At 65.1% G+C, this 23,969-nt stretch carries 19 protein-coding genes; 12 read left to right on the forward strand and 7 right to left on the reverse strand.

All coding sequences use genetic code 11. The features are described 5' to 3' along the window. Positions 1 to 36: 36 nt before the first annotated feature. Both I6F31_RS15055 and I6F31_RS15060 read right to left on the reverse strand, forming a co-directional pair. Positions 37 to 1,047, reverse strand: coding sequence for an alpha/beta hydrolase (locus I6F31_RS15055; protein ID WP_225185634.1), 1,011 nt, complete (start codon positions 1,045 to 1,047; stop codon positions 37 to 39). A 179-nt stretch (positions 1,048 to 1,226) separates the two neighbouring features. Next, entirely contained in the window at positions 1,227 to 1,925 is a 699-nt protein-coding gene (locus I6F31_RS15060; RefSeq protein WP_192893176.1) for a winged helix-turn-helix domain-containing protein, read from the reverse strand. Between the two features lie 161 nt (positions 1,926 to 2,086). Between I6F31_RS15060 and I6F31_RS15065 the strand changes: the two genes are divergently transcribed. Next, positions 2,087 to 2,395, forward strand: a complete 309-nt coding sequence (locus I6F31_RS15065; RefSeq protein ID WP_036011128.1) for an NIPSNAP family protein — start codon at positions 2,087 to 2,089, stop codon at positions 2,393 to 2,395. 24 nt (positions 2,396 to 2,419) lie between these two features. Next, complete coding sequence (locus tag I6F31_RS15070; RefSeq protein WP_225185635.1) at positions 2,420 to 2,776, forward strand: antibiotic biosynthesis monooxygenase; 357 nt, start codon at positions 2,420 to 2,422, stop codon at positions 2,774 to 2,776. A 14-nt stretch (positions 2,777 to 2,790) separates the two neighbouring features. Here the strand turns inward: I6F31_RS15070 and I6F31_RS15075 are convergent, their stop codons facing one another. Both I6F31_RS15075 and I6F31_RS15080 read right to left on the reverse strand, forming a co-directional pair. After that, positions 2,791 to 5,343, reverse strand: a complete 2,553-nt coding sequence (locus I6F31_RS15075; RefSeq protein ID WP_225185636.1) for a polynucleotide kinase-phosphatase — start codon at positions 5,341 to 5,343, stop codon at positions 2,791 to 2,793. Between the two features lie 9 nt (positions 5,344 to 5,352). Then, positions 5,353 to 6,735: a 3' terminal RNA ribose 2'-O-methyltransferase Hen1 gene (locus I6F31_RS15080; protein ID WP_225113210.1), complete on the reverse strand. Its 1,383-nt coding sequence runs from the start codon at positions 6,733 to 6,735 to the stop codon at positions 5,353 to 5,355. A gap of 129 nt (positions 6,736 to 6,864) precedes the next feature. Between I6F31_RS15080 and I6F31_RS15085 the strand changes: the two genes are divergently transcribed. Further along, positions 6,865 to 7,674 carry an isocitrate lyase/phosphoenolpyruvate mutase family protein gene (locus tag I6F31_RS15085; protein ID WP_036011106.1) on the forward strand — a complete coding sequence of 270 codons (810 nt, stop codon included), beginning with the start codon at positions 6,865 to 6,867 and terminating at the stop codon, positions 7,672 to 7,674. Between the two features lie 159 nt (positions 7,675 to 7,833). Here the strand turns inward: I6F31_RS15085 and I6F31_RS15090 are convergent, their stop codons facing one another. Next, positions 7,834 to 8,223 carry a hypothetical protein gene (locus I6F31_RS15090; RefSeq protein WP_225185637.1) on the reverse strand — a complete coding sequence of 130 codons (390 nt, stop codon included), beginning with the start codon at positions 8,221 to 8,223 and terminating at the stop codon, positions 7,834 to 7,836. 163 nt (positions 8,224 to 8,386) lie between these two features. On the opposite strand from I6F31_RS15090, the gene I6F31_RS15095 reads away from it, so the two are divergent. After that, positions 8,387 to 9,031, forward strand: a complete 645-nt coding sequence (locus I6F31_RS15095) for a trimeric intracellular cation channel family protein (protein WP_036011112.1) — start codon at positions 8,387 to 8,389, stop codon at positions 9,029 to 9,031. A 55-nt stretch (positions 9,032 to 9,086) separates the two neighbouring features. Here the strand turns inward: I6F31_RS15095 and I6F31_RS15100 are convergent, their stop codons facing one another. Then, on the reverse strand, positions 9,087 to 10,334 hold the full coding sequence (locus I6F31_RS15100) for a c-type cytochrome (RefSeq protein WP_225185638.1): 1,248 nt from the start codon (positions 10,332 to 10,334) through the stop codon (positions 9,087 to 9,089). Between the two features lie 284 nt (positions 10,335 to 10,618). Here I6F31_RS15100 and I6F31_RS15105 point away from each other — a divergent pair, with 284 nt between their 5' ends. From I6F31_RS15105 to I6F31_RS15140, 8 genes are all read left to right on the forward strand, one after another. Further along, positions 10,619 to 14,110, forward strand: a complete 3,492-nt coding sequence (locus tag I6F31_RS15105; protein WP_225185639.1) for an indolepyruvate ferredoxin oxidoreductase family protein — start codon at positions 10,619 to 10,621, stop codon at positions 14,108 to 14,110. A gap of 966 nt (positions 14,111 to 15,076) precedes the next feature. After that, on the forward strand, positions 15,077 to 16,234 hold the full coding sequence (locus tag I6F31_RS15110; protein WP_036011137.1) for a thiolase domain-containing protein: 1,158 nt from the start codon (positions 15,077 to 15,079) through the stop codon (positions 16,232 to 16,234). Next, the gene (locus I6F31_RS15115; protein ID WP_036011139.1) at positions 16,234 to 16,623 is read left to right on the forward strand and encodes an OB-fold domain-containing protein; all 390 of its coding nucleotides are present in this window, start codon (positions 16,234 to 16,236) and stop codon (positions 16,621 to 16,623) included. The genes I6F31_RS15110 and I6F31_RS15115 overlap by 1 nt, the downstream gene beginning before the upstream one ends. A 197-nt stretch (positions 16,624 to 16,820) precedes the next feature. Continuing rightward, positions 16,821 to 17,681: a MaoC family dehydratase gene (locus tag I6F31_RS15120; RefSeq protein WP_036011141.1), complete on the forward strand. Its 861-nt coding sequence runs from the start codon at positions 16,821 to 16,823 to the stop codon at positions 17,679 to 17,681. Positions 17,682 to 17,856: 175 nt separating this feature from the next. After that, positions 17,857 to 18,735: an SDR family oxidoreductase gene (locus I6F31_RS15125; RefSeq protein ID WP_057029663.1), complete on the forward strand. Its 879-nt coding sequence runs from the start codon at positions 17,857 to 17,859 to the stop codon at positions 18,733 to 18,735. A 125-nt stretch (positions 18,736 to 18,860) separates the two neighbouring features. After that, entirely contained in the window at positions 18,861 to 19,814 is a 954-nt protein-coding gene (locus I6F31_RS15130) for a dihydrodipicolinate synthase family protein (RefSeq protein WP_036027535.1), read from the forward strand. Positions 19,815 to 19,818: 4 nt separating this feature from the next. After that, positions 19,819 to 20,613 (forward strand): NUDIX hydrolase, encoded by a 795-nt coding sequence (locus I6F31_RS15135; RefSeq protein ID WP_225132578.1) that lies wholly within the window; start codon positions 19,819 to 19,821, stop codon positions 20,611 to 20,613. A gap of 187 nt (positions 20,614 to 20,800) precedes the next feature. Then, positions 20,801 to 23,488: a PAS domain S-box protein gene (locus I6F31_RS15140; protein ID WP_225185640.1), complete on the forward strand. Its 2,688-nt coding sequence runs from the start codon at positions 20,801 to 20,803 to the stop codon at positions 23,486 to 23,488. On the opposite strand, the gene I6F31_RS15145 is transcribed toward I6F31_RS15140, so the two are convergent. Then, entirely contained in the window at positions 23,489 to 23,842 is a 354-nt protein-coding gene (locus tag I6F31_RS15145) for a GrlR family regulatory protein (RefSeq protein ID WP_036011154.1), read from the reverse strand. Positions 23,843 to 23,969 lie beyond the last annotated feature (127 nt).

A 23,969-nucleotide genomic window follows, 5' to 3' on the forward strand; every position in this document is an offset into this window, starting at 1 on the left:
TCCCCGCATCTGGTCCCGGACGACACGCTGGTGTCGCTAGCGGCCGAGAAAGCCGAGCACCAGTTCCTTGTACGTCTCCGGCGCCTCCAGGAACACGAGATGGCCGGTGTCGGGGATCACCTCGGCCCGCGCGTTCGGCATCTTCGCGGCGAGCTGCTTCGCAAGCTCTGCGTTCTGCCCCATCTTGGCCCGCAGCGCCTCCGGCGCGAGCGGCCGGCCCGGCGCGTTGTGGTCGTCCGCGCCCATGATGAACAGAGTCGGTGTCGCGATCAGCGGGATCTCGTGCGCCACCGGTTCACGATAGATCATCTGGCCGGAAGAGACGAAGGCGCGCAGCCAGCGCGGATAGTCCGGGCTGCCCTTGATATTGAAGCGGGCCTCGATGAACGGCGTGATCGCCTCGGCCGGCAGCTTGATTGCGTAATTGGTCTGGAGCTGCTTGCGATAGCCGTCGGCGGTGAGCTTGTCCTCGGTCTCGATCATCTTCTCGGTCGGCGTCGGCGGCACGTAGAGGCGGTAGTCCTCGAGCCCGATCGGCGCGGTCAGCACCAGATGGGCGAGGCGGTCGGGATAGGCCCGGGCGATGCGCACGCCGAGCATGCCGCCGAGCGAATGCGCGACGATCTCGGCCTTGTCGATTTTGAGGTGATCGAGCAGCGCAATGGTGTTGCGCGCCAGATTGTCGAAATGCAGCTCGCCCGCCGGCTTGGAAGACTTGCCGAAACCGACCTGGTCCGGCACCACGACACGAAAGCCGGCCTCGCTCAGCATCTTGATCACGGGCGCCCAATAGCTCGACGGAAAATTGCGCCCGTGCAGCAGCACGACGGTGCGGCCGTTCGGCCGTGCCGCGGCGACATCCATATAGGCCATGCTGAGCTGCTCGCCGTCGTTGACGACGGGGAGCAAGTGCACGGGGTAAGGATAGGCAAAGCCTTCGAGCGCGATGCCATAGGGCTCGCGGGGCGCAGTGTCGGCGGCGCGGGTCGATGTCAGTTGGGAAACGAGAAGGGCGGCGGCAAGCGCGGCCAGGAAGATGCGGTTCATCACGGTCTCCGTCATGCCCCGGGCTTGTCCCGCCTGCGCGGCCGAAGCCGCTTCGGCGAGGCGAAGGCCCGGGCATCCACGTGCCAGCCGCAATAAAGACGTGGATGGCCGGGTCAAGCCCGGCCATGACGAGAGTGCACATTCACACGCAAACGTGCGATCTCACAGAGCTTGTGTGATCAGTCCTTCCCATTCGCGAACAGCGCAGCGAACTGCTTCTCGCCGGTACGGGTGAAATTCACGATACGGCTGCCGGGCGTGGGATCGCGCGCGGCCCATTTCAACTCGGCGAACCGTTGCATCATGGCCGCGCCCAACGTGCCGGCGAGATGGTGCCGCCGCTCGCTCCAGTCGAGGCAGGCCTTGCAGACCGGGCGGCGCGGATGGCTGAGCATGTCGGGCGAGATCTGCAGGTGCTTCACAAGAAAGCGCTCGCCCTCGGCGGTCAGCTCGATCTCCTGCTTCTTCTGCCTGACCAGATGTCGCTCGCGCAAGGAGTCCAGCATCTGCACGCCGAGATCGCCGGCGAGATGGTCGTAGCAAATCCGCGCGCGCCGCAGCGCAGGGTCCTTCGGCCCGGTGCGCACGCGCATATGGCCGGTCCGCGCGGCAAGGCCGGCGAGCCCCTCGAGCACGCCGGCGACGTCGTCGTCGGTGAGGCGGTAATAGCGGTGGCGGCCCTGTTTCTCCGGCTCGATCAGGCCGCCGGCCTCGAGCTTCGACAGATGCGAGCTTGCGGTCTGCGGCGTGATGCCGGCCTCCTGAGCCAGCTCGCTCGCCGTGAGCGCACGGCCGTTCATCAGCGCAGTGAGCATGTTGGCGCGGGCGGGATCACCGACCAGCGAGGCGACCATGGCGATGTCGGGTCCTGATTTCATGCTTCGATGGTAACCGAAGCGTTGGTGTCGGGCAAGGGCGTAGCGTGTTGTCACGAACACGTCATTGCGAGCGAAGCGAAGCAATCCAGACTGCGTCCGCGGAGGGACTCCTGGATTGCTTCGCTACGCTCGCAATGACGGCGAAAACAAAGGAGCCCATCATGTCCGTCACCGTCTTCATCCGCTACCAGCTCGATCCCTTCAAGCGCGCGCAGTTCGAGGAATATTCGAAGCGCTGGCTCACCATCATCCCGAGATGTGGCGGCGAGTTGATTGGCTACTTCATGCCGCATGAGGGTACCAACAACATTGCGTCCGCCCTGATCTCGTTCGAGAGCCTGGCCGCCTATGAAGCCTATCGCAAACGGCTGCGCGCCGATCTCGACGGTATGGCAAACTTCAACTTTGCCGAGGCGGAGAAATTCATCCTCGCCGAAGAACGCACCTTCCTGCGCAAGGTGGTATTGTAGGCCCACCAACAGCAGGAGATGCCCATGATCGCCGTGATCTTCGAGGTCTGGCCCAAGCCGGAACACCGCCAGACCTATTTCGACCTTGCAGCCGATCTGAAGCCGCTGCTGCAGACCATCGACGGCTTCATCTCGGTCGAGCGATTCGAGAGCCTGACTGAGAAGGGCAAGATCCTGTCGGTGTCGTTCTGGCGGGATGAAGCGGCCGTCCAGGCCTGGCGCAACACGATGGAGCACCGCCGCACCCAGGCCAGGGGCAGGGCGCAGATCTTCGCCGACTATCACTTGCGCATCGCCAGCGTCATCCGCGACTACGGCATGAACGATCGCGACGAGGCGCCGAAGGACAGCCGCGCCGTGCATGACCAGGCCGCGCGGTAGCGGCCACGAAAGCCTCAGAGCCGCGGATCGACCGGCTCGCTCTCAAGTGCCAGCACGGCGAATACGCACTCGTGAATCCGCCGGAGCGGCTCGCGGGCGACAAAGCGCTTCAACGCCTCATGGCCGAGAGCGAATTCGCGCAGGGCGAGGTTGCGCTTGCCGCCGAGATTGCGCTGGCGCAGCCGGATAATGTGTTCGGGCGCATCGTATTCGGGACCGTAGATCAGGCGAAGATACTCGCGCCCGCGCACCTTCAGCGCGGGCTGAATGAGGCCCTTCTTGCCGCGAGCAATGAAGTCGCGTGGCTTGACCACCATCCCTTCACCGCCCTGGTTCGTCATGGCTTCCCACCAGGCAATGGTATCGCCGATGGCGGGCTCGTCGTCGAGAGCAACCGTGCGCCACTGCGTTTTCCTGATGACCGCGTCGGAGGCGGCGGCCAGCCGGTCGGCGAGCTTCATGTGCCAGACGTGATCATGGTCGAACCAGACGCGTCCCTCGCTTGCGAGCAGATGGAACGGCGCAACCCTGAGATCGGCAACGCCGCTCACCGGCCAGATATAGGGCGCCCAAACCTTGCCATAGCGCTCCGCGCGCAGAAGGCGGTCGGCGAAGCGATCGCGAAGGCCGGCGATGTCGAGACCGCGCTTGGTGGCACGCGTCAGTGCGTCCGCCGCCGCGGACAGTCCCGCCGCGGACGAGGCGGCAACCGGTGCGTACTGGCTTTCGATCAGGCTACCGGCCTTGGCCGACCAGGGCATGATCTCGGCGTCGAGCAGCAGCCAGTTACTGCCAAGCTCCTCCCACAGGCGCGCGCCGTCCACCGCGTGCCGTAATTGTGCCAAAAGCGCCTCGGTCGTCGCGGCGTCATTGAAGAAGCCGCGCCCGGTCCGGGTCCAGATCGCGCCAGTCTCGCCGATGGGCACGCCGAACCGGGCAGCGGCCGCGCTCGCCGTCCGGCACAGCGCGATGATCGCGCGGGAGCCCATGTGCTTCTCCTCGCACACCACCTCGCTGACGCCGCGTTCGCGAAAATGCGCAAAAGCCTCTTCGGGCCGCTCCAGCCAACCCTCGCGCGCGCTGGTTTCCGAAGGCGACATCGTCGGTGGCAAATAAGCGAGCCATTGCGGTGCGAGCGCGAACCGGCTCATCACCTCCAGTGCCGCAGTCGCATTCTCCTCCGCGACCACGATTCGGCCGCGCAGCTCGGTCTCGATCCAGCGCCGTCCGACGACGTCTTCGATGTCAAGCACCTGATCGGCGTCGGCTTGGGCCGAAGCTGGGTCGGCAGGGCTTGCCAGCGGCCGCACCGGTTCGGACCAAACGCGTTCCGCCACAACCTCGACGATCTCCTTCTCGGGCCAGCGCAAGGCCGTCAGCTTGCCGCCGAAGACGCAGGCTGTGTCGATGCAGAGCGTATTGTTGACCCAGTCGGCCCGGACCACCGGCGTGTGACCGTAGACGACGGTCGTCGATCCCCGGTACTTGGCCGCCCAGTCGGCGCGGACCGGCAGGCCGTAGGAGTCGATCTCGCCAGTGGTCTCGCCGAACAGCGCAAATTCCCGGACCGCGCCCGAGCCGCGGCCGATCATGTCTTCTTTCAGCCCGGCATGCGCAACTGCAAGCCGTCCGCCGTCGAGCCAGACATGGCTGCGGAGCCCGTCGAGGAAGGTGGCGACGCCGTCGCGGAAGCCGCGGTCCTCATGGGCGAGTTGATCGATCGATTGTTGCAAGCCATGCGCAACCGTGACCTTGCGGCCGGCAAGCCAGCGCTGGAGCTTGCGGTCGTGATTGCCCTGGACGACATACGCGGTGCCGGCCGCCGTCATGCTCATTGCGATGCGCAGCACATCCGGCGTGTTGGGGCCGCGATCGACGAGATCGCCGACGAAGACTAGCTTCCGTCCCTCGGGTGGCGTCACGGTGACGCTACGGTCAGCCGACCATTGCACGCCGTAGCCGAGCAGCGCGAGCAGCGCCTGCAATTCGTCTGCGCAGCCGTGAACGTCGCCGATGATGTCGAACGGGCCGTGATCTCCGCGTTTATCGGTCCAGAGCGGCTGGCGCGCGATGGTGGCGGCGTCGATGGCCTCGACATCCGAGAGCTTCCACACCTGACGAAAGCCTTCGCGCTGGAGGCCGCCGAAGCCGCGCCGGATCTCCGAGACCATGCGTTGCACGACCTGTCCGCCGAACGCGCGGTCGGGACGCTCCTTGTTGCGCGCGATGCAGACGTCGATGCCTGGATCGAACACGATGGCGATCGGTAGGGCGTGCCATTTGCGCGCCAGCTCGACCCAGCCCTTGCGCTCGGCAGGGCGGACGTTGGTTGCGTCGATGACCGCAAGCCGGCGATGCTTCAGGCGCTTGCCGGCGATTTCGCGCACGAGGTCGAAGGCGTCCGCACTGATGCTCTGGTTGGTCTCGTCGTCCGCCACCAGGCCGCGGCAATAATCCGACGAGATCACCTCGGTCGGCAGAAAATGCTTTGCCGCGAAGGTGGATTTGCCGGATCCGGTCGAGCCGATCAGCACGACCAGCGAGAAGTCGGGAATCTCGAGTTTCATCGTTTGAAGCTATCGCGTGAAGACGGCCATTTGGGTGGGTGATCCGAGCGCCGGGTCGCTCGCGCCGATGTCGCTGAATTCGGCGCGGTAGCCGTACGCCGTGCCGATCCTGTCCGCCCAGTCGCGAAACTCGGTGCGGGTCCATTCGAACCGATGGTCGCGATGGCGGAAGCTGCCCGCCGCGAGCGTCGGAAACAGCACGTTGTATTCGGCGTTGGGCGTGGTGACGACGACCGCGCGCGGCCGCGCCGCGCCGAACAGGACACGTTCGACGAGCGGAAGGCGGTCGGGATCGAGGTGCTCGATGACCTCGACCAGCGCTGCGGCATCCGCCTCGGCCCAGCGCTTGTCGTAGTAGGTCAGGGAGCCGTGCAGCAGCGACACGCGGCCTTCCGGCGGGCCGCCGGGCAGGTTCAGCTTGAGGCGCCGTACGGCCCGCTGCAATTCGTTCACGGCAGGGTCGAGGCCGATCAGCCGGTCGGCCCAGCGTTCGCGGAGGAGGTGCTGCAAGAGCTTGCCTTCGCCGCAGCCGAGGTCGGCCACGGTCTTGGCGCCGGTCGCACGCAGCGCCTCGACGACCGCGGCCATCCGCTGGTCGTTGAGCCGGATCGGCGTCTCGAGCGTGTCCTCGTCGCCGCTGCGCTCGTCGGGCTCGGTAGGATCGTCCTTGGTCTCGGGGGCAAGGCGTTCCAGCGCAACGCGTGCCAGCGTGCCGCGATGACGGAGATAGCGACGGACGATCAGCTCCTTGGCTGGATGCTGTTCAAGCCAGCCTTCGCCGCGCTTGAGCAGCTTGTCGATCTCATCGTCGCCCACCCAATAATGCTTGGCGTCGTCCATGACCGGGATGAGCACGTAGAGATGATTGAGGAGGGCGCTGAGCCGGGCCGTCCCGCTCAGGCGCAGGCGTGCATAGGCCTTGCCGGCCGTGTCGACGTTCGGGCTCGGGACCGGCTCGAGGTCGACGAGCCAGCCGAGCGGTTCGAACAGCTGCCGCACCACGCGCTCGCCGCCGCGCATCGGCAGCGGGGTGACCACGGCCTCCAGCGGAAGATCGCTGTCGGCGAGCTCCTGCCGCGCGCTGCTCACGCCATTCATGGCGGTCCGGAACGTCTTGTTCAGCGCTACCGAGAGAAACGAGGAGGCCGCGTACGGACGGTCGTTGACGTATTGATCGAGCAACCCTTCGCCCTGTCCCTTGCCCCTGACGAGGCCGACTGGATCGACGTCGAGCACCAGCGCCGCCTCGCAGCGCGACTCGCGGGCTTCGGGATAGAATACAAGGACCTTGCCGTAGGTCAGCTCGAGCTCATGCATCCGCTCGGGATGCTTGTTGAGCAGGTAGCCGAGGTCGGTGGCCGGTTGATGGGTGGTCGCAATCGATAGGAACATGCCGTCAGATAGCCGATGGCAGCATTTACTTCCAGTGGTCTTGATTGCTCCGCTCGCCTTTGAGGGCGGAGACACTGGCGCGGCCGGGCACGCAGCCTTATCTCTGCGCGGCTAACAAGGGAGAGAAACATGCACGTGACGACCGCTGACAAGCGCGCGACGTTCAGGAAAATGCACGAGAGCGGCTGCTTCATCCTGCCCAATCCGGTCGATGTCGGCAGCGCGAAAGCCTTGCAGCATCTCGGCTTCAAGGCGATCGCGTCATCGAGCGCGGGCTTTGCCTGGACCATTGGCAAGGCCGACAATCACGTCACCGTCGAGGACGTCTGTCAGCATCTGGCAGCATTGAGCTCGGCTGTCGACATCCCCGTGAACGCCGATTTCGAGGGTGGCTTTGCGGTCGAGCCTGACAAGGTCGCGGACAATGTCGAGCGCGGTGTACGCACCGGCGTTGCGGGCCTCTCGATCGAGGATTCCACCGGCGACAAGGACAAGCCGCTCTACGATCGCGCGCTGGCCGTCGAGCGCATCAAGGCCTCGCGCAAGGCGATCGGCGACAGCGGCACGCTGCTGGTCGGCCGCTGCGAGGCCTATCTGTGGGGCGTGACCGATCTCAAGCTCGTTATCGACCGGCTCACCGCCTATGCCGATGCCGGCGCCGACTGCCTCTATGCGCCGGGTCTGAAGAGCCGCGAGGACATCGCCGCGGTGGTCAAGGCGGTCGCACCGAAGCCGTTCAATCTTCTGATCGGCGGCTCCGGCCTGTCGCTGCAGGAAGCCCAGGATCTTGGCGTGCGCCGCATCAGCGTCGGCGGCTCGCTCGCCCGCGCCGCCTGGGGCGGCTTCATGCGCGCGGCCAAGGAGATGGCGGAGAAGGGGACCTTCAACGAGCTCGGCGGCGGCTATCCCGGCGGCGAGCTCAACAAGATGTTCGGCTAGAGCATGATCCGGAAAAGTGCGTGGCGGTTTTCCGAGAAGATCATGCTCAAACAATAACCTAAAGCGCGATGACGATTCATCCTAATCCCATCGCGCTTCAGCCAAACGAAGAGCGGCGGGATGTTGCATCCCGCCGCTCTCGCGCATCATTACGAAATGTTACTTCGCGCCGTCGGACGGAGCTGGCGTATTCGAGGACGGCCTGTTCGGCGCTGCACCCGTGGTCACGCCCGGCTCGGTGTTGCTGCGCGGCGTCACGTCACGCATGCCGGGAGGTGCGGCCGGATTGGTCGGCTGCGTCTGCGCAGTCTGCGAGGCCGGTGTGTTGCTGGCCTCGTTGGTGGTGCTGGAATTGTTCAAGCCGTAGAACACTGCGCCCAGCACCAGGGCGACAGCGACCGCAAACAGCGCGATCTTGCCGCTGGAGGCGGGGCCTTCCCCGAGCTCGGGATCGGCCTGCAGGTCGGCATCCCGGCGCGCCGCGCGAGAGTACTCATCGTCGGCGAGGTTCGGGCGGTACGGATCGTTGGGAAAACGGTCGTCTGCCATCGATTTGGTCTCCTCGGTTATGACCCCGGGACAACCCTCAGGTGCGAGATTCTGTTCCGCCGCCTTGATGCTTTCGTCGCATGTTGCCTCGGTGTGGGGAATCGGGAACCTGTTCCATGGGAACCCGCGCCTGAGTTCGAGGGCCACGGAGAGGGAACACGCGATGTGGAGCCTGCCGCCTACCGATAGCGTGCTGCATTTCCTGTCCCTGGCCGCGGTGGCCGCGCAGGGCATGACGGCTGCGCTCGCTGCCGGACGCCGCAGCATGGATTGGCTGGGCGTCTGCTTCCTCGGCTGCATCACCGCGCTCGGCGGCGGCACGTTGCGCGATCTCTTCCTCGGACATTATCCGCTGGCCTGGGTGCAGAACCCGATCTATCTCGCGCTCGCCGGCGGCGCCGCCTTCCTCACCATCCTGTTTGCGCGCCTCGTGCACCGGCTGAAGGTCGCCTTCATCGTGCTCGATGCCATCGGTCTCGTCGTCTTCACCATGGCCGGCTGCGACGTTGCCTGGCAGATGGATGCCTCGCTGCCGATCGTCATCGTCTCGGGCATGGTGACGGGCTGCGCCGGCGGCGTGCTGCGCGACGTGCTCTGCAACGACGTGCCGCTGCTGTTTCGCTCCGAGCTCTATGCCAGCGTCTCGGTGGTGACGGGGTTGTTCTATGCGACCGCGTTCGGTCTCAAGCTCAACGCGGAGCTCTGGACCATTTTGACATTTGTCCTCGGCATCAGCTTCCGCCTGCTTGCGGTGCGCTACAAATGGGAGATGCCGAAATTCGTGTTCACGGGGGATGAAGAGCGGTGAGCGCTGTCGCGCGCGAATGGCGAATAGCGAATGGTTCTGGGCCATTCGCCGCTCGCTATTCCCCATTCGCCTCTCGCTTCCTTGCTTTTGCCACCTGTGCCGGTGTCACCAGCGGGCCTGCATTGCCCCAGGAATTGCGGATGTAGTTCGTCACCGCGGCGATCTCGGCGTCGGACAGCTGCTTGGCGTAAGCCGGCATCTCGCCGGTGTTCGGCGCGCGCGGCGTCGTCACGGTGTGGGCACCGTCGAGGATGATGCGCAAGGTCGAGGACGGATTGATCGATTGCAGCAGCGCATTGCCCGGCAGCGGCGGGTAGATGCGCGGGCTGCCTGTGCCGTCGGCCTCGTGGCAGGCGATGCAGAGCTTTGCGTAGACCGCCTGGCCGGCCTTCATCTCGGCTGCGTCCGGCGGCGTCACGATGGTCTCGCGCCGGGCCGGCGGCAGGCTCTTCAGATAGGTCGCGATCGCGCGCACGTCGGCATCGCTCATCTTCGAGGTCGAGTTGACGACGACCTCCGCCATCGGCCCGCCGGCGTGGCTTTTGGCATTGCGCCCGCTTTGCAGATACTCCGTGATATCAGCCTCGCTCCAGGATTTCAGCCCGGTGCGGGCGGCGCCGTCGAGCCGCGGTGCGAACCAGCCGCCGACCGCGTTGCCGGACAGCGCCTGCGCATCCCGGTCGGCGCCGAAATAATTCTTGGGCGTGTGGCAGGCGCCGCAATGGCCGAGCCCGGTGACCAGGTAGCCGCCTCTGTTCCAGGCTGCGCTCTTGGTCTGGTCCGGCTCGAACAGGCCGGGCTTGAAATACATCGTGTTCCAAAGCCGCATCAGGCCGCGATAGCCGAATGGCCAGCGCAGCTCCGGCGGCTTGTTGCGGCTGGTGACGGGCGCCAGCGTGGCGAGATAGGCGCGGATCGCCAGCGTGTCGTCCTTCGTCATCTTCGTGAAGTAGGGGTAGGGGAACGCCGGGTAATAGTTCGAGCCGTCGGGCGCGACGCCGGTGCGCAAGGCGCGGGTGAAATCGGCATCCGTCCAGCCGCCGATGCCAGTGTCACGGTCCGGCGTCAGGTTCGGCGCATAGATCGCGCCAAAGGGCGTGTCGATGCGCTTGCCGCCCGCGAACGGTTTGGCCGAATCGGCGGTGTGGCAGCCCGCGCAGTCGCCGGCCTCGGCCAGCGCCTTGCCATAGGCGATCAGCTCGGGCGATGGTCCGGCGGCGCCTGCCGCGCTTGTGACCGTACTTGCAACCGCACTGCACAACGCCAGGCCCACAAGCGCCAGGCCGGTCAGAATCGTCCGCATCGACAGCCTCTCCTGCGACCCATCGATCCTACCTGCGTGAAGGGAAGCGTCGATTCATTTCGTAATGATGGGGGTATGGTGACACAAACTGAAAATCGCCAACGTGTTTCAGGCCACGAAATTGCGATTTTTACCCGAGGCCTCCTTTGGTCCAGAATTGTGATGCGGATCATGAAATATCCGACATAGAGTGGCGGAGGTGGTCGGTGCGCCCTAGCTAAAAACAACGGGCAGGCAACGACTTAAGTCAGCAAGACCTGAACAGGGCGCGAAGCGAGGACAGCATGGGCATCAACCAGGGTCCGATCAGTCTCGATCAGAAGTACACCCAAGAGACCGGACACGTCTTCACCACGGGCATCCAGGCCCTGGTCCGCTTGCCGATGGCCCAGATCCGGCGCGACCGCGCCAACGGCCTCAACACCGCAGGCTTCATCTCCGGCTATCGCGGCTCGCCGCTTGGCGGCTACGACCAGCAGCTGTTCGCCGCGCGCAAGCATCTCGAGCAGTACAATATCAAGTTCCAGCCAGGCGTGAACGAGGACCTCGCTGCGACCGCGGTGTGGGGCTCGCAGCAGCTCAACCTCTCGCCGGGCGCCAAATACGACGGCGTGGTCGGCATCTGGTACGGCAAGGGCCCGGGCGTCGACCGCTGCGGCGACGTGTTCCGTCACGGCAATGCCGCGGGCTCGGCCAAGAACGGCGGCGTGCTCTGCCTTGCCGGCGACGACCACGGCGCGAAATCCTCCACCGTCCCGCATCAGTCCGACCATGCTTTCATGTCGGCACTGATGCCGTATCTCTACCCGTCGAGCATCCACGAGATGATCGAGATGGGCCTGCTCGGCATCGCGATGTCGCGCTATTCCGGCTGCTGGGTCGGCATGAAGGTGATCACGGAGACGGTGGAGACCACCGCCGAGATCGACCTCACCGACGAGATGAAGCCGTTCATCATTCCCACCGATTTCGAGCTGCCACCCGGCGGCCTCAACCTGCGCTGGCCCGACGACCGCTTCGAGCAGGACCGGCGCCTGCAGGACTACAAGGGCTTTGCCGCCATCGCCTTTGCCCGCGCTAACAAGGTCAACCGCGTCACCATGGATTCGCCGAACGCCCGTTTCGGCATCATGGCCTCTGGCAAGAGCTACGAGGACGTTCGTCAGGCGCTACGCGAGCTCGGCATCACCGAGGAGGTCGCCGCCAAAATCGGCCTTCGTCTCTACAAGATCGGCATGCCCTGGCCGCTCGAGCCGGAAGGCGTGCATGAATTCGCCGTCGGCCTGGAGGAGATATTCATCGTCGAGGAGCGGCGCGAGATCGTCGAGAACCAGGTCAAGCAGGTGTTGTTCAACTGGCGCGACGATGTGCGCCCGCGCATCGTCGGCAAGATGGACGAGCACGACAAGCGCTTCCTGACCTTCGCCGCCGAGCTCAGCGTCGCCTCGCTCGCGACCTCGCTCACCGAGCGCCTGCTTCGACTTGATCTCAACCCTGAAATCGCGGAGATGCTCCGCGCCAAGGCCGACTGGTTCAACGGCCGCCAGGCGACCCAGATGCAGGCGGTCGCGCCTGTCTCCCGAACCCCGTATTTCTGCTCCGGCTGCCCCCACAACACGTCGACGAAAGTCCCCGAAGGCAGCCGCGCGCTGGCTGGCATCGGCTGTCACTTCATGGCGCTGTGGATGGACCGCTCGACCGAGACGTTCACGCATATGGGCGGCGAGGGCGTGCCCTGGGTCGGCATCGCGCCCTTCACCAACGAGAACCACATCTTCGCAAATCTCGGCGACGGCACCTACTTCCACTCCGGCATTCTCGCCATCCGCCAGGCGATCGCCTCCAAGGCCAACATCACCTACAAGATCCTCTACAACGATGCGGTAGCCATGACCGGCGGCCAGCGTCATGACGGCGATCTCTCGCCGCAGCAGATCACCCAGCAGCTTTACGCCGAAGGCATCCGCGAACTCTATCTGGTCTCGGAAAACCCAGACGCTTACCCGGCCGATACCATCGCGCCCGGCGTGAAGAAGTATCACCGCGACGAGCTCGACAACGTCATGAAGATGTGCCGCGAGTTCAAGGGCACCTCGGCGATCGTGTTCGTGCAGACCTGCGCCGCCGAGAAGCGCCGTCGCCGCAAGCGCGGCCTGATGGAGGACCCGGCGCGCCGCGTCATGATCAATCCGGCCGTCTGCGAAGGCTGCGGCGATTGCTCGGTGCAGTCGAACTGCATCTCGGTCGAGCCGCTGGAGACCGAGTTCGGCCGCAAGCGCGCTATCAACCAGTCATCCTGCAACAAGGACTATTCCTGCCTGAAAGGATTCTGTCCGTCCTTCGTCACCATCGACGGCGGCGCGCCGCGCCACCGCGCGCCAGCCGAGCTCGCTGAGATCGGCGCGCTGCCCGAGCCGGCCTCGCGTCCGACGCTCGACAAGCCCTATAACATCGCCGTCGGCGGCGTCGGCGGCACCGGCGTGCTCACCATCGGCGCGCTGCTCGGCATGGCCGCCCACATCGAGGGCAAGGCCTCGATGATCCTAGATATGTCGGGCCTCGCGCAAAAGGGCGGGGCGGTGCTCAGCCACGTGCGGCTATCAGATCATCCGGCCGAGGTGACCTGCTCGCGCATCGTCACCGGCACGGCCGATCTCGTGCTCGCCGCCGACGAAGTCGTCGCAGTCGCCAAGGACACGATCACCCTTTGTGACACCAGCCGCACCCACGGCATCATCAACAGCCACGTCATTCCCACGGCCGATTTCATCCTCAACCGCGATTTCAATTTCCAGACCCGCAAGCTGAACGGGCTCCTGGAAACGGCGCTGCACAAGGATTCGGTGTTCTTCGACTTCACCAAGCCTGCCGAGCAGCTGCTCGGCGATGCCATCGCCACCAACATGATGATGATGGGCTATGCCTATCAGAAGGGTTTGTTGCCGCTCTCCGCGGAAGCGATCGAGCAGGCGATCGAGGTCAATGGCGTCTCGATCAAGATGAACAAGGAAGCCTTCAGCCTCGGCCGCCTCGCAGTCGCCGACCCCAAGCGCCTTGCCGACATGCTGAAGGGCGGGGACGAAGTGGTTGCGCCGAAGGCGCTGGAGGCCATGACGCTGGACGAGGTCGTCGAGCACCGCGCCAAGCATCTGACCGCCTATCAGAACGCTCGTCTCGCCAAGCGCTATCGCAAGCTGGTCGACCAGGTCCGCGATGCCGCCGCGAAGGGCGGTTATGGCGATGCACTGCCGCGCGCGGTCGCCGTGAACTATGCAAAGCTCCTGGCCTACAAGGACGAATACGAAGTCGCGCGCCTCTACACCGACGGCGCCTTCGAGCAGCAGCTCCGCGACCAGTTCGAGGGCGACTTCAAGTTCAATTTCAATCTCGCGCCGCCGATCCTCAGCAGCGGTGTCGATGCGCTGGGGCGCCCCAAGAAGCGCGCCTTCGGCCCGTGGATGCTGAAGGTCTTCCGCGTGCTGGCCAAGTTCAAGTTCCTGCGCGGCACGCCGTTCGACATCTTCGGCCGCAGCGCCGACCGCAAGCTCGAGCGCGACCTGATCGCCGGCTACGAGAAGGACGTCGCCACCGTGCTCGGCCTGTTGTCGCCGCTCACGATCGACACCGCGGTCGAATTGCTCTCGCTGCCCGACCGCATTCGCGGCTACGGCCCCGTGAAGGAGAAAGCCGTACACGACGCCAAGGCCCGCTACGCCCAGCTCGCCGCGGATTTGACCAACCCGCCGCCGGCGCCCCGGCAGATCGCGGCGGAGTAGGCGGTCCCGTAGGGTGGGTTAGCCTTGTGAATGCGCGAAGCGCGTTCGCGGGGCGTAACCCACCGCTTCTGCCGCCGCTGAGAGCGAAGCGGTGGGTTACGCCTTCCGCTAACCTACCCTACGACACCACCCCTAGCACTACGCGTCGGGCAAAACACCCGCGCCATGGGTCAAGCCGGGCGCGTAAAAAAAGTTCCGCTTTACCGAAATTCGGAATTGTCGTATCTCTCCGCCACCTCATCCCTCTCAGAGGGGCGTATCGCGATCGTCACGAAACGCGGGGTGAGCGGCGGTGGACGCGGGCTGCGTCGCGCGAGTCTTTCGCGCGCACGACGGGCGCGGTCTCGCGTACGGCAAAATCGTGTGGTCCTGACGCCCGGGGTCTGTGCGTCAAGTCTTGCGGGTCTCTCTCGCAAGGCGACGGGGGCAATAGTGCATCGCTCCCCGGGGAGAGCGCGACATAAGCCGTAAAGCCACTGCGCAGGGAAGGCCGGATGTTGGGCTTCACCTGTATGCCGCTGTGCATCTGTTTTTCGCGCAATTCGCGCACAGCGGACCGTGGGTGCCCAGCCGGCACCCGGTCTTCCCTGCGCCCTCTGTCTTCGGAGGGAGCAAGACGGGAGCAAAACTCGGGCGAGATGTGCCGCGAGGATGCGGGCGTGTGTCTGCGAGCGAGTCTTGAGTTGAAGCAGCGCCATCAGTGGCAACAAACTCCGTCATTGCGAGCGTAGCGAAGCAATCCAGAATTCCTCAATGGAGGGGCTCTGGATTGCTTCATCGCAAGGGCTCCTCGCAATGACGACGCGGCGGGCAGGTTCGCTTGCTATCCGAGGCCCGGATTTCGGATGTGCTCCACTTGCGCCGACCCGTCACCCTCTCGCGGGGCGGAATATTTCCGCGCTTGCCAATCAGCCCGGTGCGGTTCAGAAAAAAGCACCAAGACAAGACGCGAGCGGAGATCGAAGTTTGACCATCAAGGGCAAGGCCTACATTGCCGGGATCTACGAACACCCGACCCGGCATGCGCCGGACAAATCCACCGCCCAGCTCCATGCCGAGGTCGCCAAGGGCGCGATCGAGGATGCCGGGATCAGCAAGGACGATATCGACGGCTATTTCTGTGCGGGTGACGCGCCCGGAGGCGCCTGGCCGATGGTCGATTATCTCGGCCTGAACACCAAGAAGCTTCGCCACATTGATTCCACCGAGACCGGTGGCTGCTCCTACATCATCCATCTCGGCCATGCCGCCGAGGCGATCGCCGCGGGCAAATGCTCGATCGCGCTCGTGACGCTCGCCGGCAAGCCGCGCACCGGCGCGATGCCGCCGCGCGCTTCCGGCGCCGAGGTCGATTTCGAAACCGCTTACGGGGCGACCACGCACAATGCCTATGGCATGTGTGCCATGCGCCACATGCACGACTATGGCACCACCTCCGAGCAACTCGCCTGGATCAAGGTCGCGGCCTCGCATCACGCGCAGTACAATCCGCATGCGATGCTCAAGGACGTCGTCACTGTCGAGGACGTCCTGAACTCGCCGATGATCTCCGATCCCCTGCATCGCATGGATTGCTGCGTCGTCTCCGACGGCGGCGGCGCGCTGATCGTGACGACGCCGGAGATTGCCAAGAGCCTGAAGAAGCCGCTGGTGCGCCTGATCGGCCATGGCGAGGCGATGAAGGGCCCGCGCGGCGGCAAGGATCTCGACCTCACTTACTCCGCCGGCGTCTGGTCCGGTCCGCGTGCGTTCGAGGAAGCCGGCATCACGCCGAAGGACATCAAATACGCCTCGATCTATGACAGCTTCACCATCACCGTGCTGATGCAGCTCGAAGACCTCGGTTTCTGCAAGAAGGGCGAGGGCGGCAAGTTCGTCGCCGACGGCAACCTGATCTCGGGCGTCGGCAAGCTGCCGTTCAACACCGATGGTGGCGGCCTCTGCAGCAACCACCCCGTCAACCGCGGCGGCATGACCAAGATCCTCGAGGCCGTCAGGCAACTGCGCGGCGAGGCGCATCCGAAGGTGCAGGTCAAGAATTGCGATCTCGCCATCGCCCACGGCACCGGCGGCCTCCTCGGCGTCCGCCACGCCGCCTCGACCGCCATTCTGGAGCGCGTGTGATGAGCGAAGTGAAAAAGTATCCGGCCCCGGTGACGAATCCCGAGACATCAGCGTTCTGGGACGCCGCGAAAGAGGGCAAGTTCATGATCAAGCGCTGCACCGCCTGCGGCGAAGCGCATTACTTCCCGCGCTCGATCTGCCCGTTCTGCTACTCCGACAAGACGGTGTGGGAGCAGGCCTCGGGCGAGGGCACGATCTACACCTACAGCTTGATGCGGAAATCGCCGACTGGTCCTTACGCCATCGGCTACGTCACGCTGAAGGAGGGGCCATCGGTGCAGACCAATTTCGTCGACTGCGATCTGGAGAAGCTCAAGATCGGTCAGAAGGTGAAGGTGGTGTTCAAGCCGACCGACGGCGCCCCGCTGCCATTCTTCACGGTGGCTTGATTGCTTTCTTCCTTCCCCCCTTGCGGGGGAAGGTGGCGCGAAGCGCCGGATGAGGGGTTCTCTCCACGGAGAGAATCTTCAACGTGGAAGCAACCCCTCACCCAAACGCGTATGTGGCCGGCACCTCGGAGCCCTCTCCCGCAAGGGGAGAGGGCGCATCAGTAAGCGCCGGTGAAATCCCGGGAGAAACCAGAAGAATGTCCGCCAGATACGAAGAGCTCAAAGGCCTGAAAAATCTCGGCCAGAAATACGCCTACACCGATCGCGAAGTCATGCTCTACGCCTACGGCATCGGCCTCGGTGCCGATCCCATGGACGAGAACGAACTCGCCTTCGTCAACGAGGGCACGTTCACGCCGCGGCCGCTGAAGGTGGTGCCGACCTTCGCCTCTGTCGCGGCCTGGGGCTCGGGCCCGGGCGAGATGAATCTCAACCGCGTCATGGTGGTCGACGGCGAACGGGACATCACCTTCCACCAGCCGCTGCCGGTCGCCGCCAACATCACCGCCGACTCCTCGGTGCTCGAAGTCTACGACAAGGGCAAGGACAAGGGCGTGGTCATCGTTCACCAGACCGTGCTGAAGAACGAGAAGGGCGAGAAGCTGGCAACGCTGGTCGCCTCGCGCTTTGCCCGCGGCGATGGCGGCTTCGGCGGGCCGAACCTGACCCAGCCCGATCCGCACAAGATCCCATCGCGCGAGCCGGACAAGACCATCGACATCACCACGCGCCCCGACCAGGCGCTGGTCTATCGCCTCTGCGGCGACCGCAACCCGCTGCACTCCGATCCCGAGTTCGCCAAGAAAGCCGGCTTCCCGCGTCCGATCCTGCACGGCATGTGCACCTACGGCATCACCTGCCGCGGCGTGCTCCAGACCTATGCCGACTACGATGCGAGCGCCTTCCGTCAGCACGTCGCGCGGTTCTCCTCGCCGGTCTATCCCGGCGAGACCGTGACCATGGACCTCTGGAAGGACGGCAACGTGATCTCGTTCGAAGCCAAGGTGAAGTCGCGCGGGGTGACGGTGATCAAGAACGGCAAGACGGTGCTGGGTTAGTGGGCACCGGCGTTTCACTCCCTCGCCCCGCTTGCGGGGAGAGGGTGGGGTGAGGGGCTCTCACCACGAGTCGGGACGGTATTGAGACCTGTACCCCCTCACCCGATCGCTACGCGATCGACCTCTCCCCGCAAGCGGGGAGAGGTGGAAGAAAAACAAACAGGGAGACGCCACCATGGGACTACTCGACGGCAAGGTCGCGCTGATCACCGGCGCGGGCGGCGGGCTCGGTGAGGCCTACGCAAAGCTGTTCGCGCGGGAAGGGGCCTCGGTCGTGGTCAACGATCTCGGCGGTCCCCGCGACGGCTCCGGCGCCGACAAGTCCATGGCGCAGCAGGTCGTGGACGCGATCAGGGCCCAGGGCGGCAAGGCGGTCGCGAACGGTGCCGACATCTCCACCATGGAAGGCGGCCAGTCGGTGTTCGACGACGCCATCAAGCATTTCGGCCGGGCCGACATCCTGGTCAACAATGCCGGCATTTTGCGCGACCAGACCTTTCACAAGGCCAGCGAGGCCGACTGGGACAAGGTCATCAAGGTCCATCTGAAGGGTACCTTTTGTTGCACCATGCCGGTGTTTCGCTGGATGCGGGAAAACGGCGGCGGCGTCATCGTCAACACCTCCTCGACGTCAGGGCTGATCGGCAATTTCGGCCAGACCAATTACGGCGCGGCCAAGGGCGGCATCTGGGGCCTGTCCAACGTGCTCGCGATCGAGGGCCGCAAGTACAACATCCGGATCTGGACGCTGGCCCCGGGCGCCCTGACCCGCATGACCGCAGACCTGCCCCGCTATAAGGAGAACCCCGGCGCCGCGCTCGGGCCGGACGGCATCGCGCCGGCCGTGCTATACATGGTCAGCGATTTGTCGGGCGACCAGACCGGCAAGGTGCTGGGCGTGTCCGGGCCCCGCGGCGTGCGCGAGATGCGGATGATGGAAATGGAAGGCTGGAAGCCGCCGCACTCGGGCTGGAACGCCCAGGACATTGTCGATCATGCCAAGGAGATCTTCTTCTCCGAGGAGCAGATCAAGATGGGGGCACGGCGGTTTTAGAAGGCCGTCATCTCGGGGCACGCGAAGCGTGAGCCCGGGATCCATACTCCGGATCGTGGTTATGGATTCCGGGCTCGCGACTGCGTCGCGCCCCGGAATGACAGATTAGAGAAAGACGAGGACCGATGAAACTCACCGCCGACGCCAAGGGCACCTTCGCAATCGCGCCGACGCCGTTCCACGACGACGGCCGGATCGACGAGCGCTCGATCGACCGCCTGACCGATTTCTACGAGGAGGTCGGCTGCGACGGCGTCACGGTGCTGGGCATTCTTGGTGAAGCCCCCAAGCTTGATGCCGTCGAGGCCGAGCAGGTCGCGGTGCGCTACGTCAAGCGCGCCAAGAAGATGCAGGTGATCGTCGGCGTCTCCGCGCCGGGCTTTGCCACCATGCGTTCGCTGGCCAAGGCTTCGATGGATGCGGGCGCGGCCGGCGTCATGATAGCGCCGCCGCCCTCGCTTCGCACCGACGACCAGATCATCGGCTATTTCAAGCAGGCGGCGGAAGCCATCGGCCCTGATGTGCCCTGGGTGCTGCAGGACTATCCGCTGACCTTGCAGGTGGTGTTCACCCCCGCCGTGATCCGCAAGATCGTCATGGACAATCCGAACTGCGTGATGCTCAAGCACGAGGACTGGCCGGGCCTGGAGAAGATCTCGACACTACGCGGCTTCCAGAAGGACGGCTCGCTCCGTCCGCTCTCGATCCTCTGCGGCAATGGCGGCACCTTCCTGGACTTCGAGATGGAGCGCGGCGCCGACGGCGCCATGACCGGCTATGCCTTCCCGGAGCTCCTGATCGACGTCGTGAACCTCTCCAAGGCCGGCAAGCGCGACGCGGCACATGACATCTTCGACGCGCATCTGCCGCTGATCCGCTACGAGCAACAGCCCGGCGTCGGCCTCACCGTGCGCAAATACGTGCTGCAGAAGCGTGGTATCATCGCTTCCAGCGCGCAGCGCAAGCCCGGTGCGACGATGACGGCGACGGCGAAGGCCGAGGTCGACTATCTCTTGTCGCGGGTCGCCCGTTTCGACAAGCGCGCCAATCTCGGCCCGCAATCCAGCGCCGCAGGCTAGTTGCATGGCCGAGACATCAGCATCACGCCCGGCCTCGACGATCCTCCTGCTGCGCGACGGCACTAAGGAAATCGAAGTCTTCATGATGGTCCGCCATCATCAGATCGAGTTCAACTCGGGCGCGCTGGTGTTTCCCGGTGGCAGCGTCGATGCCGGCGACAACGAGATCGTCGCCCGCGCCGACCTCTATTCGGGCGGCGAAAGCCTCAGCGAAGCGGACCGCGGCTTCCGGATCGCCGCGATCCGCGAGACCTTCGAGGAGAGCGGCATCCTGCTGGCGCGATCGAGGCAGACTGGCCTGGCGGTCGATGCCAACCGCGCCGGCGAGATCGCTGACGCGCACCGCGTTGCCCTCAACGAGCACAAGATCAGCTTCCTGAAGATCCTCGACGACAATGGCCTCCAGCTCGCGCTCGACACGCTGGTGCCTTACGCACACTGGATCACGCCGGAGGGCATGCCGAAGCGCTTCGATACCTGGTTCTTCCTCGCGGCCGCGCCGCCCGACCAGCTCGGCGCACACGACGGGCGGGAGTCCACCGATTCGATCTGGCTGTCAGCGCGCGAGGCGGTGGAGGGCGGCGAAAGCGGCCGCTTCAAGCTGCCGTTCCCGACCACGCGCAATCTGATCCGGCTCGCCAAGCAGGGAAGCGTGAGCGCGGCGCTGGAGCACGCCCGCGGCCTCTCGATCGTTACGGTGATGCCGGTGATGACCAAAACCGAAACCGGCCGTCAGCTCCGCATCCCCCGCGAGGCCGGCTATGACGGCGAGGTGTTCGAGGTCGGCCCCGTCGGCTAGCACACTTCGACAGGCGGCGAAGTATCGATGAATCCCGGCGCGCGGGGCAGCCAGCGTCAAACTGTCGTAAAGCTGAAGCGGGCGCCAGGTCCCGATATTAACGATATTCCGCGTCCCGAGGCATGTTCCCCCCGGGCAGCATTACGTCGTATATTGGACCTCCAGCAGTCCGGTCCTCAAACCACCAATGTCCGCCGAATTGAAGCCGTCCCCTGAGAAAAGGCGAACTTTCTCGCTCTCCATCGGCCAGCTCACCTTCGGTAGCTTCCTGTTGGTGCTGGCGGTGATCATCGTCACCTCGACTGCGAGCGTGATCGCGATCCGGCACATCGATACGACATTCGCCGAGCTGCAGCGGCTGCAGAGCGTCGGCGACCTCGCCGAGGACATCGATCGCCGCATGAACGAACTGCGTCTTGCCGCGCGCGACTTCGTCACAGATCCCGGTGCCGGCATCCAGTTCCAGCAGGTCGGCGAGGCGGCCTCGACGCTCAGCGACATCCTGAAGAAGACCCGCATCGAGCTCGCGCCCGAGCAGCAGGACATGATCGACGGGGTCAGCGAGCGGCTCGCGACTTATCGCACGGGCCTGGAGCGGATCTCCACCCTGATCGACCGCCGCGCCCAGCTGCTCGCCGGACTGCCGCCGCTGCGCGAACAATTCGACGCAGCGGTCGAAGGCACCGCGGACCGCGAGCTGGCGTCCCGCCTGTCCGAGGCACAGGGCCGGATCGCGATCGGGCTGCTCGCGCGCAACCCGTCCGCAGCCGAGCAGGCTGCACAGGGAATGCGGGGGCTCGATATTGCCGATGCCAAGCTGAAGTCGGCGGTGAACGACTATGCCGAGGCGATCATGGCTGTCGCCGTCCGCGAGCGGCAGATCGCCGACATCGATCGCGAGGTGCTGGGAACCGAAGGACGACTGATCGGCCGCGTCACCGAATTGCTGCGCGAGGTCAGCTCCCGGCGCGGCCACGTGCTGTCGCGCGATTTTGCCCGGACACTGACCGAGGCGCGATGGCAGAGCATCGTGCTCGGCACGGTCGGCGTGCTGATCGGCATCGGCGCTGCCTGGTTCGTGGTTCGCAGGACGGTGCGTCCGCTCGCCCAGATCGCGCGATCCATTCGCGCGCTTGCCGCCGGCCGGAAAGATGTCTCAATTCCGTCCGCCGACCTCGGCAACGAGATCGGCGACATTGCGCGGGCGGCCGAAGTGTTTCGCCGCGCGCTGGAGGAGGCCGACACCGCGCGCGAGGCGGCGGTGCGCGCGCTCACCGAGCAGCGGCTCGCCGAGGAGAGCTATCGAAAACTGTTCGAAGGCTCCATCGACGGCATCTACGTGACGACGCCGGCCGGTGACCTCCTCAACGCCAATCCCGCGCTGGCGCGCATGATGGGCTATGACAGCCCGCAGCAGCTGATCGACAGCATCAGCGATATCGCCCACACGATCTACGTCCACCCCGAGGCGCGCGCCGAATACCAGCGGTTGATGGCGCGCGACGGCATGGTGCGCGAGTTCGAGTATCAGGTGCGCCAGCGCAGCGGCGACATCCTCTGGCTCTCCGACAGCGCCACGGGCGTGCGAGACGAAGCGGGCAACATCATCCGCTACGAGGGCACGCTGCGCGACATCACCGACCAGAAGCGGGCGGAGGAAGCCATCGCCGAAGGCCGGCGCCTGCTCCAGCAGGTCATCGACACCGTGCCGGCGGTGATCAACGTCAAGGATCGCAATCTGCGCTACGTGCTGATGAACCGCTACATGGCCGGCATCTTCGGCATCGAGCCCGGCGAGGCGCTCGGCCGCACCACGGCCGACCTGATGTCGCGCTACGGCGCATCCAAGTCCGACGAGAGCGACAAGCGGGTGCTCAAGCTTCGAAAAGGTCTCGGTTTCTACGAGGAGGAGTATCAGGACGCCTCCGGCAACATGCGGCAATGGCTGGTCAACAAGTTGCCGCTGCTCGACGCCGAGGGCGAGATCGAGCGGATCGTGACCGTTGCGCTCGATATCGGCGAGCGCAAGCGCGGCGAGCAGGAGATGCGCAAGGCCAAGGAAGCCGCCGAAACCGCGCTGCGCAATCTCCGCGAGACCCAGGCCTCCCTGATCGAGGCCGAGAAGCTGGCCGCGCTCGGGCGCCTCGTCGCCGGCGTCGCCCACGAGGTCAACAATCCCGTCGGCATCAGTCTCACCGTCGCCTCCGCGCTGGAGCGCAAGACCGCCATGTTCACCGCCGAAGTCGAGCGCGGCGAGCTGCGCCGCTCCACGCTCAACGACTTCCTCAGCACCAGCCGCGATGCGTCCTCGCAGCTCGTCTCCAATCTCAACCGCGCCGCCGAGCTGATCCAGTCGTTCAAGCAGGTCGCCGCCGACCGCAATTATTCGGATCAGCGTACTTTCGATCTCGGTGACCTCACCGAGCAGGTGGTGATGAGCCTGCGGCCGGGCCTGCGTAAGCACAATCTGACGCTCAACGTCGAGTGTCAGCCGGACCTGACCATGAACAGCTATCCCGGCCCGTACGGCCAGGTGCTGACCAATCTGTTTCTGAACTCGGTGGCGCACGCCTTCCCGGACGGCCGGCCCGGGACGATCGAGATCCAGGTGCGCGAGTCCGGCAAGGACAACGTCGAGATCATCTTCTCCGACAATGGCTGCGGCATGTCGCTCGACGTCCGTCGCCGCGCCTTCGATCCGTTTTTCACCACGCGGCGCGACCAAGGCGGCACCGGCCTCGGGCTGCACATCGTCTACAGCATCGTCACCAACCGGCTCGGTGGCCGGCTCGATCTCGATTCCGAACCGGGTGGCGGTACGCGCATCCAGATGATCCTGCCGCGTGTGGCGCCGCTCGAACAGGCCGCGGAATAGCTAATCGACGTCTGCAAGCTTGTGCAGCGTCGCGCCGAAGATCTGGCTGGCCTTGCCGACCAGCGCGGTGCCGGTCATCTGTCCGCGCGTGTCCGTGAACGTGCCGGTGACGCCGATGCCGACAGGGGCAGGGCCGCCGAACAGCGGATTGTCATCGCCTCGAGGCGAGGTGTGCCGTTGCACCAGCACCTCGCCCTTGAAGCTGTTGTTGTCCTTCACCGTGTAGCTGCCGGTGTAATACAGGTAGGCATCGCCGCCGAGAATCTTGCCGTCGCGGAAGAGAATCACGCCGCTGCCCTTGCCGACTCGACCATCGAGCAGGGTGACGTGAATTGAATAGAGGCCGTTTTTCATAACGTCCCGTAGGCCGGCCGCCATCGCCCAATGGCGCAACCGGTCCCGCTTTTATGCCAAAGCCCATCCCTGCGCGCAACGAGGCAGTTTGCCGGGCCGGTCGCGGCGGCCTGCGAGCCGTAGTTGT

This window comes from Bradyrhizobium sp. NBAIM01, assembly GCF_020194115.1.
Classification (GTDB): Bacteria; Pseudomonadota; Alphaproteobacteria; order Rhizobiales; family Xanthobacteraceae; genus Bradyrhizobium; species Bradyrhizobium yuanmingense.

Bases quoted from the DNA above. Each gene is read 5' to 3' on its own strand.
- I6F31_RS15055 (WP_225185634.1), bottom strand. From the start codon at position 1,047: ATGAACCGCATCTTCCTGGCCGCGCTTGCCGCCGCCCTTCTCGTTTCC.
- I6F31_RS15060 (WP_192893176.1), bottom strand. From the start codon at position 1,925: ATGAAATCAGGACCCGACATCGCCATGGTCGCCTCGCTGGTCGGTGAT.
- I6F31_RS15065 (WP_036011128.1), top strand. From the start codon at position 2,087: ATGTCCGTCACCGTCTTCATCCGCTACCAGCTCGATCCCTTCAAGCGC.
- I6F31_RS15070 (WP_225185635.1), top strand. From the start codon at position 2,420: ATGATCGCCGTGATCTTCGAGGTCTGGCCCAAGCCGGAACACCGCCAG.
- I6F31_RS15075 (WP_225185636.1), bottom strand. From the start codon at position 5,343: ATGAAACTCGAGATTCCCGACTTCTCGCTGGTCGTGCTGATCGGCTCG.
- I6F31_RS15080 (WP_225113210.1), bottom strand. From the start codon at position 6,735: ATGTTCCTATCGATTGCGACCACCCATCAACCGGCCACCGACCTCGGC.
- I6F31_RS15085 (WP_036011106.1), top strand. From the start codon at position 6,865: ATGCACGTGACGACCGCTGACAAGCGCGCGACGTTCAGGAAAATGCAC.
- I6F31_RS15090 (WP_225185637.1), bottom strand. From the start codon at position 8,223: ATGGCAGACGACCGTTTTCCCAACGATCCGTACCGCCCGAACCTCGCC.
- I6F31_RS15095 (WP_036011112.1), top strand. From the start codon at position 8,387: ATGTGGAGCCTGCCGCCTACCGATAGCGTGCTGCATTTCCTGTCCCTG.
- I6F31_RS15100 (WP_225185638.1), bottom strand. From the start codon at position 10,334: ATGCGGACGATTCTGACCGGCCTGGCGCTTGTGGGCCTGGCGTTGTGC.
- I6F31_RS15105 (WP_225185639.1), top strand. From the start codon at position 10,619: ATGGGCATCAACCAGGGTCCGATCAGTCTCGATCAGAAGTACACCCAA.
- I6F31_RS15115 (WP_036011139.1), top strand. From the start codon at position 16,234: ATGAGCGAAGTGAAAAAGTATCCGGCCCCGGTGACGAATCCCGAGACA.
- I6F31_RS15120 (WP_036011141.1), top strand. From the start codon at position 16,821: ATGTCCGCCAGATACGAAGAGCTCAAAGGCCTGAAAAATCTCGGCCAG.
- I6F31_RS15125 (WP_057029663.1), top strand. From the start codon at position 17,857: ATGGGACTACTCGACGGCAAGGTCGCGCTGATCACCGGCGCGGGCGGC.
- I6F31_RS15130 (WP_036027535.1), top strand. From the start codon at position 18,861: ATGAAACTCACCGCCGACGCCAAGGGCACCTTCGCAATCGCGCCGACG.
- I6F31_RS15135 (WP_225132578.1), top strand. From the start codon at position 19,819: ATGGCCGAGACATCAGCATCACGCCCGGCCTCGACGATCCTCCTGCTG.
- I6F31_RS15140 (WP_225185640.1), top strand. From the start codon at position 20,801: ATGTCCGCCGAATTGAAGCCGTCCCCTGAGAAAAGGCGAACTTTCTCG.
- I6F31_RS15145 (WP_036011154.1), bottom strand. From the start codon at position 23,842: ATGAAAAACGGCCTCTATTCAATTCACGTCACCCTGCTCGATGGTCGA.